The sequence below is a fragment of the Shewanella donghaensis genome (genome assembly GCF_007567505.1).
GTDB lineage: Bacteria > Pseudomonadota > Gammaproteobacteria > Enterobacterales > Shewanellaceae > Shewanella > Shewanella donghaensis.
This window is the reverse complement of the sequence record NZ_CP041783.1, coordinates 934,912-950,630: the sequence shown is the minus strand read 5'-3', so window position 1 is coordinate 950,630 and position 15,719 is coordinate 934,912. Positions and strand designations below refer to the sequence as shown.

12 protein-coding genes and 1 pseudogene are annotated in these 15,719 nt (G+C 39.1%); 8 read left to right on the top strand and 5 right to left on the bottom strand.

Features of this window, described 5'->3' with window-relative positions; translation table 11 throughout:
- The first annotated feature begins 69 nt into the window (after positions 1-69).
- A complete protein-coding gene (locus FPK91_RS03970; RefSeq protein ID WP_144208298.1) occupies positions 70-465 on the top strand; it encodes a hypothetical protein in 396 nt (131 codons plus the stop codon).
- 108 nt (positions 466-573) lie between these two features.
- A complete protein-coding gene (locus FPK91_RS03965) occupies positions 574-1,197 on the top strand; it encodes a hypothetical protein (RefSeq protein WP_144208295.1) in 624 nt (207 codons plus the stop codon).
- Between the two features lie 256 nt (positions 1,198-1,453).
- Here the strand turns inward: FPK91_RS03965 and FPK91_RS03960 are convergent, their stop codons facing one another.
- Positions 1,454-2,551, bottom strand: coding sequence for an IS91 family transposase (locus tag FPK91_RS03960; protein ID WP_144208292.1), 1,098 nt, complete (start codon positions 2,549-2,551; stop codon positions 1,454-1,456).
- 162 nt (positions 2,552-2,713) lie between these two features.
- On the opposite strand from FPK91_RS03960, the gene FPK91_RS03955 reads away from it, so the two are divergent.
- On the top strand, positions 2,714-3,691 hold the full coding sequence (locus FPK91_RS03955; protein ID WP_144214123.1) for a transposase: 978 nt from the start codon (positions 2,714-2,716) through the stop codon (positions 3,689-3,691).
- A gap of 759 nt (positions 3,692-4,450) precedes the next feature.
- Positions 4,451-5,347: a hypothetical protein gene (locus FPK91_RS03950; RefSeq protein ID WP_144208288.1), complete on the top strand. Its 897-nt coding sequence runs from the start codon at positions 4,451-4,453 to the stop codon at positions 5,345-5,347.
- A gap of 225 nt (positions 5,348-5,572) precedes the next feature.
- Here FPK91_RS03950 and FPK91_RS03945 read toward each other — a convergent pair.
- Positions 5,573-6,014 (bottom strand): annotated as a pseudogene (locus tag FPK91_RS03945) (IS110 family transposase); the annotation flags it as partial.
- Between the two features lie 145 nt (positions 6,015-6,159).
- Here FPK91_RS03945 and FPK91_RS03940 point away from each other — a divergent pair.
- Positions 6,160-6,621, top strand: a complete 462-nt coding sequence (locus FPK91_RS03940; RefSeq protein ID WP_227006681.1) for a hypothetical protein — start codon at positions 6,160-6,162, stop codon at positions 6,619-6,621.
- Between the two features lie 605 nt (positions 6,622-7,226).
- Here FPK91_RS03940 and FPK91_RS20900 read toward each other — a convergent pair.
- The gene (locus FPK91_RS20900; protein ID WP_158638060.1) at positions 7,227-7,367 is read right to left on the bottom strand and encodes a hypothetical protein; all 141 of its coding nucleotides are present in this window, start codon (positions 7,365-7,367) and stop codon (positions 7,227-7,229) included.
- A gap of 435 nt (positions 7,368-7,802) precedes the next feature.
- Here FPK91_RS20900 and FPK91_RS03935 point away from each other — a divergent pair, with 435 nt between their 5' ends.
- Entirely contained in the window at positions 7,803-8,429 is a 627-nt protein-coding gene (locus FPK91_RS03935; protein WP_144208285.1) for a pseudouridine synthase, read from the top strand.
- Between the two features lie 238 nt (positions 8,430-8,667).
- On the opposite strand, the gene FPK91_RS03930 is transcribed toward FPK91_RS03935, so the two are convergent.
- The gene (locus tag FPK91_RS03930; protein WP_144208282.1) at positions 8,668-9,549 is read right to left on the bottom strand and encodes an NAD(P)-dependent oxidoreductase; all 882 of its coding nucleotides are present in this window, start codon (positions 9,547-9,549) and stop codon (positions 8,668-8,670) included.
- A 355-nt stretch (positions 9,550-9,904) separates the two neighbouring features.
- Complete coding sequence (locus tag FPK91_RS03925) at positions 9,905-12,880, bottom strand: TonB-dependent receptor (protein ID WP_144208279.1); 2,976 nt, start codon at positions 12,878-12,880, stop codon at positions 9,905-9,907.
- 1,134 nt (positions 12,881-14,014) lie between these two features.
- Here FPK91_RS03925 and FPK91_RS03920 point away from each other — a divergent pair.
- The gene (locus FPK91_RS03920) at positions 14,015-14,362 is read left to right on the top strand and encodes a cupin domain-containing protein (RefSeq protein WP_144208276.1); all 348 of its coding nucleotides are present in this window, start codon (positions 14,015-14,017) and stop codon (positions 14,360-14,362) included.
- Positions 14,359-15,657: an MFS transporter gene (locus FPK91_RS03915; protein WP_144208273.1), complete on the top strand. Its 1,299-nt coding sequence runs from the start codon at positions 14,359-14,361 to the stop codon at positions 15,655-15,657. Before FPK91_RS03920 ends, FPK91_RS03915 begins: the two co-directional genes overlap by 4 nt.
- Positions 15,658-15,719 lie beyond the last annotated feature (62 nt).

Here is a 15,719-nt window from a genome sequence, read left to right as displayed (position 1 = left end):
GTTTTTGCTCCTGCGTCGCTTATTTTAACCAACTATTTTTTGCCTGTTAATTAGGCGTTAGGCACACAGATGAATAAGCGACTGCTCATCGTTTTACTATGCTATTTCCTATCCAGCTTTGGAATACTTGGCTCTATAGCTGGTGCATTAGAAGAGTTTAGGGAAATCAACTCTATGCAAGATCTGTTGGCTTTAGTATGGCTGGCAGCTTGGGTTTTTCATTTGGTAATGTCTGTGCAATGGATTAAAGATAATCGGCTCGGTAAAAATTTCACTTTAACCGGCACCTTATTTGGCCTTGTTTCTGTGATCTCCCCATCATTAGTTTTTGCAATTCCGTTTGCAATTCCGTTTGCTATCTTGGGCTCGTTCTCACTTCTGGCCGTTGTGTTACCATGCTTTTTGCTGGCAATATATTTAGTTATGTACCATTCAGGCTTTGAGGTTCATCCGAGCAATGCCTAACAAATCAATCAATGGCGCCCCTGCGGGGCTGGACCTCCACTCCGCGGCTTCGCCGCTGCGTTCCGGCCCATTATTGAGGCGTTAGGATTTATCTAGGGAATATTCGATTTGAAGATTTTGAAAAAATGGCAGTATATTTGGCAACTTAAGAAAGCTAAGAAATATAGTGAGAAAACGGGCTATAAAGTTATAGGTTCACTAAAGAGTGTTAAGTCTTCATCGAGAGTTAAAGACTTAATCAATGAACTCTCAGTATCTATTCCAAGAGATTATATTCCACAGTTGCAAGCCAATAAATTGGACCCAATTAGTAGTTACGGAGGGGACTGTGCGAATTTACATGCAGAGTTATTCAAGTTTATAAAAGACCATTACCCTGAACTTGACCCTGTATTTACTATCGGGAGTGTTTATTTCGAAGGTAAGCCTCGATATAAATTCAATGAAAAGCTACTCTCCTCACCTAAAGAGCTAGAGAGGTTTGAAGCCCACGCATGGATCACTTTAGGTAACGAGTTAATCTTGGACTGTACAATCTCAACTCATCTTAATGTAAAGGTATGTAGGCAGAGCGCATTTGGTCCAATACTATTTGGTACACTTAGGCATAACTTCGAACACAAGGGACTTTACCAGATTCGCTCTTTTATCATAAAAGATTACAGTAGTTTAACTTACGAACCTGTAATGCTTGGTGTTGAAGCTATGAATGCAATCAACCCTAAATCCTAACAGATAAGGATAGGCCGCGCATAGCCGCGTCCTTATCCCAAGTGTTGAACAAGCCCGAGTGATACCTTTATAGTGTAAATATCGGCGTAAGAACTTACGCTTTTTAGGTGTGTGCTGAGCAGTAACATTTTTTGCCAGCCGCATCGATCCCTTAGCACCGTCAGCTAATTTCGTTACCTAGAAATATCAATATCTTAGCACCTCCTTATACTTTTCTTGCTCCGCATCTTAACTGTTAACTTTTTAATCCTTCCGCTTAAACAGTGGCGTTAGGTGTCGTTGGTTTTTGCCTAAGAAAGCTTGTCAGTCGTGTATGCACCCCCATAAATATCATCGGTTGTCGGCAGCATGGGCAAGGTCGTATCGCTTGAGTTTTTGTGGTGTTTTCGAGCGGCGTTAACACCGTCCCAGCAACGGCTAGCATCAAGCGTATTCGTTGTCGTAGCTTGGCTGCACTTCCTCTTAACAAACCATAATCTCTGACCCGTCTTAACCCTTTTGGTAATACGTGCTGTAGAACTAGCCATAGAAATTGGGTGACTGGCAAGGTGCGTATTTCAGTGGTGTTGGTTTGGCTATTTTGATACTCAAAGCTGATTTGTCCATCGATATTGCTGACGATATTTTTATCGGGTAACACACCGCGATAAAGGTATCTCGACAGGTACTTGAGCGCAGGCAGCCCTTTGCCCACATGCTGGCAGTCAACCACCCACTTTTTGGGTATTGAGGCTGGCTGTTTGAGATTCAGTTTTGCCAGTTGCACCAGCAGTCTTGCTCGCCACACTGTGGCAAGGTTAAAGGCGTTGAACAGGTATTTATCCTTGTTCTTTTTCCATTGTTTTTTGTGCTTATCGAAACTGCCTGCTGGAATGATGAAGTGAATGTGCGGGTGCAAGTCACGCCTTCGGTTGTGGGTATGCAGCACGCCTGTAAACCCCATTTCACCGCCCAGTTGTTTGGCGTTTTTAGCAAAGTCTTTTAGCACGCTTGCTGCCACCGAGAACATGGCTTGATACATCAACTCTGGTTGATGTTTAGTGATGCTTCGCAGTTCATAAGGCAAGGTAAACGTCACCATGTAATACTCTACAGGCAGGAGTTTAGCTTGCTGTTTGTTGAGCCAATCTTCAGTGGTGTTGTGCTGGCATTGTGGGCAACTGCGATGACCACATGACAGCGGAAAATCAGCAGTATGAGCGCAATCCTGACATGCCCATTGGCTGGTTCGCTCAGTGTTGCTGCGACAATTTAACATGGCGAAAATCGCCTGGCGCATGGATGATGTAATGTGACCATCATAAGCTTGATTAAAGGTATCAAGGTGGTCGCGCAAAAGTTCGATGAACTTCATAGGTCACACTCCCACTTGAGTACCAAATTATCAGTAAGCTGGTTAACGGATAGAGCCGTATTTTTTCGAGTGATAGTAAATAACATGGCCACCCATTCCAAGTGGCTAAATATCATACTCTCTACTAGGCTTTAGTTATCGCTTAATAATCGGTAATAGATGATGGCCAGACCAAGGCAAACACTCGTGAGTCTAGAAGACACTCCTTACTATCACTGCTGTTCTCGGGTAGTGCGTAAAGCCTTTTTATGTGGATTTGATGCAAGTTCCGGTGATAACTATGAGCATCGCCGTGAGTGGGTTGATTCTCGTATTATTGAATTGGCGACCATATTTGCTATAGATATTTGTGCTTATGTGGTGATGAGTAATCATTTACATGTGGTGCTAAAAGTGGATGCGGATAGCGCTAAACAGTGGTCTGATATCGAGGTGCTTACCCAATGGCATAAAGGTTTTAAAGGCACATTGCTGACGAATAAATTTGTAAAAGGTGAAGAGCTCAATGAATTTGAGTTAAAGACGGTTAATGATTGTATTACTCAATACCGTGAACGCTTGACTGACATCAGCTGGTTTATGCGCTCACTGTGTGAACCCATTGCCAGAATGGCCAACAAAGAAGATAACTGTACAGGTCGATTTTGGGAAGGGCGTTTTAAATCCCAGGCATTATTAGATGAAGCCGCAGTGTTGGCATGCATGGCCTATGTGGACTTAAACCCCATTCGCGCCAAAATGGCAGCAACCCCTGAAAGCTCCGATTACACCAGTATTCAACGTCGTATTAATTCAGCTATAAACGGTGAGCAACCAAAAGAGTTACTGCCTTTTGTAGGTGATGAACGCTTGGATATGCCTAATGGCTTAATGTTCAGTATTAAAGATTACATTGTGCTGGTTGAAGATACAGGGCGGATTATTCGTGATGACAAGCGCGGCGCCATAAGCTCATCTAGCCAGGATATTCTCAATCGATTGAACATTCCTGCTGAAAACTGGTTAAAAATCACTACAGAATTTGGCGGCTTATTCAAAGGCGCAGTAGGGGCGTTACCTGCCTTAACTGAATATTGTGAGCATTTAGAGCGAAAGAGGCGACAAGGCGCTTCAAATTGCCGTCGTTGGCTCAGTGCATAAATCCTAACGCTCCAATATACATCTGTTTTCGGTTACTTGATGGATATCAAGCGGTCTCTGTTATGTGTAATCAGCCATACTCCCCATTTTTAGCATTTAAAACTCCAGCTTTGATACTCGTAGCACAAAGAATGAGATTTAAAGTTCTTTGCTAGCAGTAAGCGTAATGATTGACTAAGTTACTTTTTAAAGTTTTAAAATGGGTGGCATAATTAGTTTACTATCGGTTTCCATCTAGTTCGCTCTTTTCAGTCGATGATGCTGAAAAGCCAAGGCACTTATAAACCAAAGCCTGACTGGTTAATGACCGATCGCGTGTTAAGCAGATCTCCCCAGATAAAAACATGAACTTTCTTTGCACTGCTGCATCATTTACGGTGGCCATTAGATCACGTGGTTTCGTCGTCTTGTGCCAACTCACCTCTAGCCTACGCCTCATATGATGTTCTTGTTCATCAGCTCGCAAATTTGCTAGCGGCTTCCTCTGGACCAAACCTCGCGGATAAGCCCTTGCCATTTGCTAGTAGTTAACGTTTAATAACAGTATGTTATTTAAACGGTGACCTTCCTACAGAGGACTTTCACCTCATTAGTTCATGCCCATGCTGGGCGTACACAAGGCGATTAAACCGAGTTAAAACATTGGGTTTCGCTTTGCTACACATTATAACCCACTATTTTAGTCCGCTTAGTGCGGCGTTAGTTTTTAAGTGTATTAATCCGCTCCTTCAATTATGATTATAATTTGTGAATATTAAAATGAACCCTAAAACAATAGATGCTATTAGAGACCTTGCTCTAACATTTGAAAAAAATGATTTACAAGTCGCGTATGAGTTAATGACAATTGCTCACAATGAGAGACCTAATGGCCCATTTATTAAGAATAAATTTTTGGAATATAAACAGCAATTAGAAGGTTCGATTGAAAATATTAAGCTTTTATCACTATTAGGCTCAGGAGATATAGCTATTATTCCTATTGGTTTTCGTTGTTATACTAAAAGGATGCTCAAAGGTAAACTAGGATTTTCACAAGCAAGTTTACCTTTTGATAGTGGGTTTTTCTCGCCACATTCAGTAGCAAGCATTTTCGAATCACCTAGGATAGAGATGAGTTTTTCTGATGAAAAAACTCAAACAGCTTGTGAAAAATATGAAAATTATAATGATGAGTCAAAAGGTAAAGGAATAAAGTTCGAATTAAGCTCATACCAAGAAATTGATGATATTGTTTCATCAAAAAATATGCCAAGAATCAATCAATATTTAGACTCAGCATTTGGGTATTACACTTTAGATAAAAAACATAAATTCATTTTAGCTCACTATAACTGGCATGCTTTTTCAGATGATGTTAAATCTAAAGGTGTTAGGAATCCAGAGGATAATCTCCCCTTAATAAATGAAATGCTTCAATCCCGTATTGAGCGCATGCTTGAGTTATGTCATAGGGCAAAATATATCTTTTTTGTATACCTGAATCAAAATGGCGATTATATAAAAATTGGCGATGAATTTTTTGATCTGACTGATTACTCTGAGCTTAAAGCCTGTTTAGACTCGAAATATGATTTTAAATATTCCATATTAAATGCTCAAGATATTTCTGCTCAGGATATGCTAGATGAGTTTGAAAAAAAACATAACAGATAAGGATAGGCCGCGCGTAGCCGCGTCCTTATCCCAAGTGTTCAACCAGCCCGAATGATACCTTATAGTGTAAATATCGGCGTAAGATTTACGCTTTTTAGGTGTGCTGAGCAGGAGCATTTTTTGCAAGTCGCATCAATCCCTTAGCACTTCCTTATGCTTTTCTTGTTCCACATCTTAAGTGTTAACTGTTTAATCCTTTCGCTTAAACAGTGGCGTTAGGTGTCGTTGGTATTTGGCATCTTTTAAGTCCTTCATCGCCGTTTCTCGAGCCTGAGATAAGTCCCTAATGGCTTCATCTTCAGGCTCTGGGACATAGATAGCGGTGAGGTCTTCAGATTTAAGTAACTTGGCAAATTTAAGTGCATCACGTTTGTCTGTCCTAATCTTTTCACCAGGCTTTTTGGGTGTAAGGGAAGGCGCAATGACCCAAACTCGTGAGTAGTCGATAAATCCAATAGTCACATGGGCCTACCTCATAAACGAAATGCAGAGTGGCCGTTGGATACTTAGATTGGAACTGCTTAGCAAGTTTGGTTATAGAGGCTTTAGCGCTTGAAACTCTTCCAAAATTAATAGCTTGAGCACCACGTTGATCTTCAATGTAGGCCACTTCAACTAATTCTTTATGAGTATCTAGGCCAATAAAAAGTATGTTATGTTTACTCATGCTGATCTCCGATTTAGTTTCTTTGACAAAACTATTATGGCTCTGGCTTTCAGCTAACCCACGATTATTTGGAGTTCTACATCTTTAGTGGGGAGTCATTATGTCTAGCTACTTTAAGTGTTACTTCCAATTAAGGTGTTTAATTTTGTGTATAAAAAAGTCATTAATCAGTTTGTTTTTTATGATTCCAAGTGTTGCCTTTTCTTGTCCTTCACTTGAAGGAACATGGTCATCTTCTTTAGAAAAGTTTGACTCCTTCAATAAAAAGTGGGCAAAAATAGATAAAAAAGCATGGTCTTTTATGTCTCAAACTCAAGGCTTTGAAACTATTACATTCAAGAGTAATAAAGAAATGTTTATTTCTACTCCTGTAATTGAAGTGAAGATGGGCGATAAGACGATGAAACTACCTTCAAAAGAAGAACAAATAAGTATCAATGTTTTGGGGTGTACAGATAAGAGTATCGTTTTGAAATATGACAGATATGGGAAAAAACACATATCGCAACTTCAATTCGAAGATGACAAAACGTATTGGGAATATATGGGAACTGCGGGTAGTGATGGTAATAGCCATATAAGAGAATACTACACTAAAACTAAATAACGTAGCTAACAAATAAAGATAGGCCGCGCGGAGCCGTGCCTTATCCCAAGTGTACTCTCGATTATGGATTATAGCCCGAGTGATATCTTAGCAACTCCCTATACTTTTATTACTTTGCATCTTAAGTACTATTTTTAATCCCGTCGCTTAAATTGTGGGGTTAGTTATCGTTTGATTTCGTCTAAGAAAGCTCGTCAGTCACACATGCTTATTCTCATTGCTTTGTTGCAAATAGCTTATAAATATCATCGGTTGTTGGCAGCAAGGGCAAGGTCGTATGGTGTAAGTGTAAAGCGACTTTTGAAGGGGTTAATTTCTGAATTGCAATAATTAAGAGGCATGCTTATCTTTTAGTTTAAACACTGTGATTTTTGATGTTTTCGAGTTAGATAAGAAATTATGCTATTGCAATTAGGTTCTAAGGACACTTTGGTTTGGGATGGATAAACTTATTTTCGAAGTATAAACTGAGCTTATTTTAAAAGAGATCGTTGCAACCACAAGCTATCATCTCATTGAAACGGCAGATAACGGTGTACTTGCCGTTTGTTTCAATGTTCTCGTCGAAAGAGTCAGTAGCTTGTCTGCTTATCGTCAGAACTTAATTAACTGGCTGTTGCTTGTTTAATGTTATCGCAAAGAAGACATACTAATGATAAACAAACGGTATAAAAACCAATGATCCCGAACACCATTACTGCACTTTCATTTAAGAACATGTCTAGAAACACTTCTACTTCGTTCATTACCTAACCTTTTAAAATATGACAGAATTAAATGACTTCAATGTGGCTATAAAGCTTCGCTACCGGTGCTTAACTTTAGATGTTAGTCATTAATGGGGCGCGAATTTTAACAGGAGAAGGATAATTAACCATCAATAGTTGAAGTAATTACTCTAATTAGGGTGATTTAGATAAATCTATTAACAAATGTGTTTCTAATAATTAAACAGGCGGTTAAAGCTGTTAACGTTTTTAACGGCTGTATCTATAAGTATTAGCCTGAATCTATAGCTCTAGCATGAATCACATACCGTTTAGAAAGACCAAAAACGGAAGACGGCTAAGCCTTTATAGATGCGTTAGCGTTTTCAGCTTGAATTATAGGTTTGTAGTGTGCATCAAGTTAATACTAAACGTATAATAGGCGTTCATTCAGGTGCTATTAAGAGCCAGTTTATGCCAATCATTGAACAAACCTGTTTACAAGAAGATTCTGCGGCAGTTCAAATCCATCATCACTTTAAAATATTTAAGCCATATGGTTTTTTAAGTCAGTTTCTGCCGGAAATGAGAAAGAAAAAAAAATTATTGGGTGAGCTTGCTAATTTTCCGGATAAAACCATGGCGATAGGACGCTTAGACCATGACTCTGAGGGATTATTATTGCTGACGACAGACGGGATGATGAGCCATAAGGTGAGAAGTAAAGGCATAGAAAAAGAATACTATGTGCAAGTCGATGGTGACATTACCGAGGAGGCGATGATTCGTTTGAAAAATGGCGTTGAAATTGGTATCAATGGCACCAAATATCAAACCTTACCTTGCAAGGCATTTAGACTTGATACAGAGCCTCAATTGCCGCTTCGAGGTCGTAAAATACGCGATCCAAGACATGGGCCAACAAGTTGGGTATCTATTACTCTTTGTGAAGGTAAAAATCGTCAAATAAGAAAAATGACAGCAGCAGTTGGGTTTGCAACGTTAAGATTGGTTAGAGTTCGAATTGGCGATATTCATATCGACAATATGGGCGTTGGTGATGTTGTTTGTCTCACTAATTTTGATGCTGCATTGATATGAACAAATTGGCTCTAATCAAGTTGAGAATTAACACTTATATTTTATAGACTCAAAGTTAGTCGTATTTATACAAAGGACTGTGTTGTAATTATTTTGCACCGAAATTTATTTAAAGCTAATTATTTAAAGTTACCTGTTTAAAGTTACTTACTGAAGCTAATTAGAGATATAAATAAAAATAAACCCCAGCATGTTTTGACAGTTGTGCAAGCCAAACCATGGTGAGGTTATAATCGAATTACTTCGCTAATTTAAGGAAGTAATCGAAGATTTCAGGTACGTTGCCGTTACCCATATCTGCATCAACTGCAGCTTGTAGGTTTGCAGAAGTCCCTTCTGCAATTTGTGAAACAGTGCCAAGATCTTTAACCATTTCTAAAAAGTAACCTAAATCTTTATTGGCATTAGCAATAGAAAAACCTAAATCACTGACATTGTCTACCGCGTAGTTTTTACAAAACTGCATGAAAGGTGAGTTAGATGGTCCTGTTGACATAATGTCGAACAATTGTTGGCGATCAAGACCCGCTTTATCAGCAACGGCAAATGCTTGTGACATTGCCGTTACAGTGGTCATTCCCATAAAGTTATTTATAAGCTTAGTCGTATGACCTGCGCCAAGAGCACCTAGGTGGAATACGTTTTCACCTTGTTGTTCTAGTACAGGTTTAACTTTATTAAATGTTTCCAGATCACCGGCAGCCATGATGTTTAAAAGACCATCTTTTGCGTGAGCAGGTGTGCGGCCTAATGGCGCATCGATCATGCCTGCGCCTTTAGCAGCAAGGTCAGCACCGATTTTACGAGTAGAAGCTGGGATTGATGTACCGAAATCAACTAGAACAGAACCTTCTTTAATACCCGCTAAGATACCATTATCACCATATATTACTTTTTCAACAACGGTAGAAGTTGTTAGACAAAGCATCACAATGTCACTTGCAGCAGCGAGTTCTGCTGGTGATGACGCTTCAGAAGCATTTCCACGTGCAATAACGTTTGCAACTACATCTTTATTAAGATCCATTACAACAACTTCAAAACCTCTAGTTTGTAGGTTTTGAACCATGTTGCCGCCCATAAGGCCAAGTCCGATGAAACCAATGACAGGCTTTGTCATATCTAACTCCTAAATATTTTGGTTAATACTAATTTGAATGCTGAAATTGTTCACCTTGGCATAGTTGAACTATGTGTAAATATCGGCAAAAAATTTACTAAATCTATATGTTTATTAATTGGAATAATTGTATTACAAATTTGTAAATTTTGTCAACCAATTTGGTTACCAATTTGTGTGGCCAATTCCTGTGACTAGTCTAATCTGATACATACCAACTTAATCGTTGGGTGAGTGTATTTATTTATTGGCAGTCAACACAGCTAGCGTGTTGTGAATAAACATAAATTCTCTAAAGCAAATAACTTATCGTTAAATAAAAAGAGCCTATCAGCTTAGATAGGCTCTATTGGGGTTAGAACTTAGCGCGAACACCTACAGTGTAACGACGATCCGCTTCACTGTATTTCCATACTGAACCTAGTTCAGTCGTGTATTCAATTGGTTCACCAGTTAAGTTAACGACATTACCCACAACGGTGAAGTATTCGTTGATATCCCAACTTGCAGAAAAATCTAACTGTCCACGGGCTTCACGATAGTTATTACCTACAGTTGCGTCATAATTTTCAGATGTTGGGTCATTCTGGTTGAAAACGTTATAACCTAGAGCGCCAACTGTCTGAACGCGTTTCTCTGCTTGAGAATATAAATAGCGATCGCGCCAGTTGTAAGCTAAACGGAACTGAAGACCTTCATTTTCCCAGTATAGTTGTCCATTCGCGGTATTTTCCGAGATGTTCAACAATGGGTTGCCATCTGGTTGTTCACTATCCGCATAGGTATAGTTTGCGTTGACACCGAAACCAGACCATAAACCAGGTAATGAACTAAATTGTTGTTGGTAACCTAATTCCAAACCTTGAACACTACCACTACCGCCATTAACGTCGGTATCAATAACAATACCTGTTTGGCCTGCAGCTTTTTGAGTATCGACATAAGCTAAGCCTTGAGACTCTGTTGCAAAGTTCACATCACCTTGGCTTTGACCTGCAGAATCAAGTAAACAAATATTACCCCACTCTGTGGTGTTTTGGCCTGAAACAGTGCTTGAATCCGCTAAGCAGCTGCTGTCTGTTTGGGTAAATGAATTAACATCTTTGTAGAAAAGTGCTGCAGAGACAATACCACCGTCAGCAAAGTAGTGTTCTATCGAAAGGTCATACTGAGTAACACGATAAGGTTCTAGCTCGTAAGAGCCCTGAGTACCTGTTACTAATGAGTTATCTATTGTTAATGAGGGGCTTAGTTCATCAAAGTCTGCGCGACGCATTACTTTAGCAGCAGCAAAACGCATTAATGTTTCTTCAGTAAGGGTATATGTGACGTTTAAGCTAGGTAAGAAATCAGAGTAATCATTTTTACCCGTATCAAGTACTTTATTGCCGTTAGCATCAATTGAATCAACAACACTTGATTCTAATTCTGTTTGAATATAACGTCCGCCAATAACGGCTGTTAAATCATCAAAGTCTAAATGGAATTGAGCGTATATCGCACTTGTTTTCTCAGATATTTCTTTATAAGCACTGCTGTCTTCGGCCATGTTATCAGCTAAAGAGCCATCCATTGCATAAGACGTACCCATAAGCATCTGTTGTACTAATGCATATGTTTCTTCAGTGTTTTGTAAACGATCAGCGTCATAAACATTATAAGTCAGCATGTCATTTTGACCGGCAACACCTGTTTGGTCGAATGAGTTATTCATGTTCACGGTTTTCATGCTATCGCTAAGCAGTGGGTTATCAATCCAAATTGGACTGTATAAACCGTCAGCATTGGTTGCTTTTTTATATGAATCTTTAAGCGTGTTGCCATTAGGTTTTAGATCAAAACGGTTTGCAGAGTAATCTCTGTCAGTAAAACGCACACCGGCTTTTACCGCTGAAACAAAATCTACACCGATATCTGTGATTTTAAAGTCAAAGCGTAATGCTTGCTCTTCATTGTCTGTTTCTAAGGTTTTATGGAAAAACTCACGGAACACTAAGTTGTCTGGGTTAGTCAACATACCACTGTCAGCATAAGTGTAACCAGGGATACCACTTCCGCTGTAAAAACTACTTGTACTAGTATGAGTAGTAAGGTCTAAGGTCGGGTCTGTACGTTCAATAGGACGCAGGTTAAATTCGTTCGCTGTTTGCTTTTCTTTAGACTTTGATAATGAGTACTCAGCTGAAAGTTCAATATTATCAGTGATAAACCATTCACCACCAATTGCATGGGAAGTTGATTCAGATGTCGTAAAGTCACTCCAGGTTTTTGGAATTACAAGCACGCCATCAAGATCATTATTGTTCAGCTGGCCATTTCCATCATAGTAAGAGTCATCTCTTGCTACTGCGCTACCGCCAACATCAAGAATTGAATAAGCTGATTGGCCACCATCAAGTTCAGTTCCATTGAAATCTACATATATATTGGCTTCAGCACTTTCTGGTTCCCACTGTAGTGAAATACCGTATGCTGTGCGTTCGCGTTGTTCTGTTTTTTGTTCTGCGGTGGTTTGAGTCTTACGCAGGTACTTACCATTTGGTCCACCAGAGTCGTCTACATTACCGTCACCATCAATATCGATATTGTCTTGTAAATCAACTTTGTTGAAGTATTCATCACGGCGAAGTTCACGATCTAGGTAAGATAAGTTAGCAGATGCACCAAAAGTACCTGCACTCCCTAAATCCCAATTATCACCAATACCTAATGTAAATTTAGGCGCTACATTTTCTGTTTTATCTGCATACTCACCGTCGAGGGTGATTGCGACAAGGGGTTCTGTCAGTTCGAGAGGGCGAACTGTCTTCATATTCACTGTACCGCCTAAAGCACCCTCAATCATCTCAGGGGTAGGGGATTTGATTACTTCTACTGTTTTTAAGAAACTTGAAGGGAAGTCAGATAAGTTAATACCGCCACGGCCTGGTCCTGCAGTAGAACGACCATTCAAAAGAATTAGGTTTTCTGAGACACCGCGGATTGTTACTGATTCGCCCACACCGAAATCAGAAGCAATTGAAACACCAGTGATACGTTGTAGTGCTTCAGCGATGTTGTTGTCAGGTAATTTACCAATATCTTCAGCAACAATTGCATCAACAATACGGTCATCAGTTCGCTTTAATAAATTTGCCGCTTTTAAACTACCAAATATACCTCGGACTGCTATGACTTCAATATCATTTGTTTCTGCGCTAGCTTGTTCAACAGGTTCCGCTGCTAAAGCTGGCATGCTTAATATGGCTGTTAACGTTGCACCAAATATAGTGATATTAGTGGACTTGCTTTTAGCGTCACTAAACATTGCGCTTATTTTATTGAGCTTCATATATCCCCCCAAGAGATTTATTAGTTGTTATATTTTTGTATTACCAATTGCTGTTGTTTTAACCAGTCATAACATTTATATAACACATCTCTTGGTAATGCAATTGGTTATTACCAAATACTTTTAGTTCTATTACCAGTTACTGTTTTATTGTATTGGCTATTAGGTGTCGCTATCGGAGAGGCGTTATGGGCTGAGTGTCGGCTTAATTCTATGGGCTTTTGTAGCTGGGCTGTGAATAGTGGCAATTTAAATACTTAATTATTTAGATGTATCAACGAGCTGAATATGGCCTGAACCAATGTTATCCCTGGATTTTTATGAATATCACCGTGAGCTCTAGATAGTCAGTAAATTTTTGTAAAAGGATTTATCAACTCACTTATTTCTTTTAAATAATAAAAACCTTGTATAAAAACATTATTTTTCAGATTCATACACCATATTTTCTCCTTCTGAAATTTAGATTTTATATGTAACGAGTATCAGTTGTTAGGCACTTATCGTGCCCATGGTGGAGAATCTATTAATGCACAATGAACTGGTGCTAGAACGGATTCATGTCGAAGGTGCTAATAGATATTTAAAGTTGAGCGCTGAGTGATAGAGCACTCGTTAACTTTTTACTAAAGACTTGAGTGTAAAGTGACTAAGCTTTTTTTGGCAAGCCATTGCTTTATAGGTGATTAACTTAATGCTTTTCAGTCGTCTAAATTGTTACAAATCTATTGGTAATATAATAATGAAGAATAAATGTTAAATTGGTAATACAAATAGGTTGACAAGATGTGTTGGTATTGGTTAGTTTCTATTCAGGATAATGATTGTATTCATATTTTTAAGTTTCAACTTTTTTAGTGAAAATATGATACTCAAATAATAAATATGAAAACTGTTACGTAAGGGTTTGAAGTTAAAGGTTTTATATTCTTTATATTTTTAAGTAAAGATTTAAACACTTATCAATATATTGATGTTGTCAGTGTTATAACAAGTAGAACCGATTAAACCAAGTTACCGATTTAACAAAGTGAACCAAGTGCAGTTTGGTAAACAAAAAATAATAGTGTTTCTTATCATCGTTACGCTTAACAGTAGATACCAGTTACTAAAAGTTACGCAGTAGGAGTCAAAATGAAACAAAGTGAACATTTTTCATTTGGAAATGAAACGGAAATTGAAGATATCGGCGGCGGCCTTAAGCGTCAGATGCTCGGATTTAATAACGAGCTAATGGCGGTTAAAATCTGGTTTGATAAAGGTGCGATTGGATACAATCATGCCCATAGGCATTCTCAGGTGACATATGTTGTTGAAGGGGAGTTTCACTTTAATATTGACGGCGTAACTAAAATCTTAAGAGCTGGTGATAGTTGTATGATTCCACCTCATGCTGATCATGGGGCTACGTGTCCAACGGGTGGGATATTGATTGATACGTTCAGTCCTGCAAGAGAAGACTTTATTGAGGGATTAACATGAAAATAAATAACCTTCGCTGGTGGGTCGTACTGTTAATCGCCCTAGCTACTGTCATTAACTACATTGATCGTTCAGCACTGAGTGTACTTTGGCCTGATATTGTAGAAGATATATTCCCAGACAAATCGGCTTTAGAACGTAAACAGATTTATGCCAATATCTCTATTGTTTTCATACTTTCTTATGCTTTCGGTCAAGCAATATTCGGTAAAATATTCGACTGGATTGGAACACGTTTAGGTTTTGTTCTGTCTATTGGTGTTTGGTCACTAGCTACTGCAGCCCATGCTTTTGCTCAGGGTATGCTGAGTTTTAGCTTTTTTCGCGCAATTTTAGGTTTAGCCGAAGCGGGTAACTGGCCGGGTGCTGCTAAAAGTAATGCAGATTGGTTTCCAACTAAAGAACGTGCATTAGCTCAAGGGATTTTTAACTCGGGGGCTGCTATTGGCGGAATTATCGCGATTCCTCTGGTTGCTTATATGACAGTGTTCTTTAGCTGGAAAATGGTATTCGTTATTATTGGTTTAGTGGGCTTATTATGGTTAATTCCGTGGATTATATTGGTTAAAGCGCCGCCTAAGTCTCACCCTTGGATTACCGATGAAGAACGTGAATATATTTTAACCGGTCAGAAGTCTACTGATACTGAAGATACTGCTGAAGAAGATGAATACAATCCAACGACGGGTCAATTACTTTCTCATAAGCAAAGCTGGGGCGTTATAATCGCTTCCGCTGCTATTGATCCAATTTGGTGGTTGTTTGTCTTTTGGATCCCGATTTATCTCAATGAAGTTTATGGAATGGATGTTAAATCCATTGGTTTATATGGCTGGGTACCTTATGTAGGTGCAATGCTTGGCGCTTGGTTTGGTGGCTTGCTTGCACAAAACCGCTTAAAGTCTGGCTGGACCACAAATAAAACTCGTAAGCTTACTATTACTCTTGGGTGTTTGATCATGCTGCCTGCGCTATTAATGATGGCAAATCCCGGCGGCCCAACAACTGCAGTAATGATTATGGCGGTTATCTTATTTGGATTCCAAACTGCGATTGGTAATGTACAAACACTGCCAAGTGATTTATTTGGTAAAAAAGCCGTTGGAACATTGGCTGGGTTTTCTGGTATGGCAGCCAAATTGGGAGCTTTAGGGTTAACGGCACTGGTACCTTATCTAACGGCTGATGGTAACTATACGCCAGCGTTTGTGATTGGTGCATCTTTAGCTGTAATTGCTATCGCTGCAGTTTGGATTATGATACCCAAAATTGAACCGGTAAAAAGACCACAGTAAATGATTTACTTGCGGCACATGATATATGCCGATTATTAACAATTATCTGATTTTACTCATTC

What these genes read in the sequence shown, in the direction of transcription:
- FPK91_RS03970 (WP_144208298.1), top strand. Translation starts at nt 70, where the DNA reads ATGAATAAGCGACTGCTCATCGTTTTACTATGCTATTTCCTATCCAGC.
- FPK91_RS03960 (WP_144208292.1), bottom strand. Translation starts at nt 2,551, where the DNA reads ATGAAGTTCATCGAACTTTTGCGCGACCACCTTGATACCTTTAATCAA.
- FPK91_RS03955 (WP_144214123.1), top strand. Translation starts at nt 2,714, where the DNA reads ATGGCCAGACCAAGGCAAACACTCGTGAGTCTAGAAGACACTCCTTAC.
- FPK91_RS03950 (WP_144208288.1), top strand. Translation starts at nt 4,451, where the DNA reads ATGAACCCTAAAACAATAGATGCTATTAGAGACCTTGCTCTAACATTT.
- FPK91_RS20900 (WP_158638060.1), bottom strand. Translation starts at nt 7,367, where the DNA reads ATGAACGAAGTAGAAGTGTTTCTAGACATGTTCTTAAATGAAAGTGCA.
- FPK91_RS03935 (WP_144208285.1), top strand. Translation starts at nt 7,803, where the DNA reads ATGCCAATCATTGAACAAACCTGTTTACAAGAAGATTCTGCGGCAGTT.
- FPK91_RS03930 (WP_144208282.1), bottom strand. Translation starts at nt 9,549, where the DNA reads ATGACAAAGCCTGTCATTGGTTTCATCGGACTTGGCCTTATGGGCGGC.
- FPK91_RS03925 (WP_144208279.1), bottom strand. Translation starts at nt 12,880, where the DNA reads ATGAAGCTCAATAAAATAAGCGCAATGTTTAGTGACGCTAAAAGCAAG.
- FPK91_RS03920 (WP_144208276.1), top strand. Translation starts at nt 14,015, where the DNA reads ATGAAACAAAGTGAACATTTTTCATTTGGAAATGAAACGGAAATTGAA.
- FPK91_RS03915 (WP_144208273.1), top strand. Translation starts at nt 14,359, where the DNA reads ATGAAAATAAATAACCTTCGCTGGTGGGTCGTACTGTTAATCGCCCTA.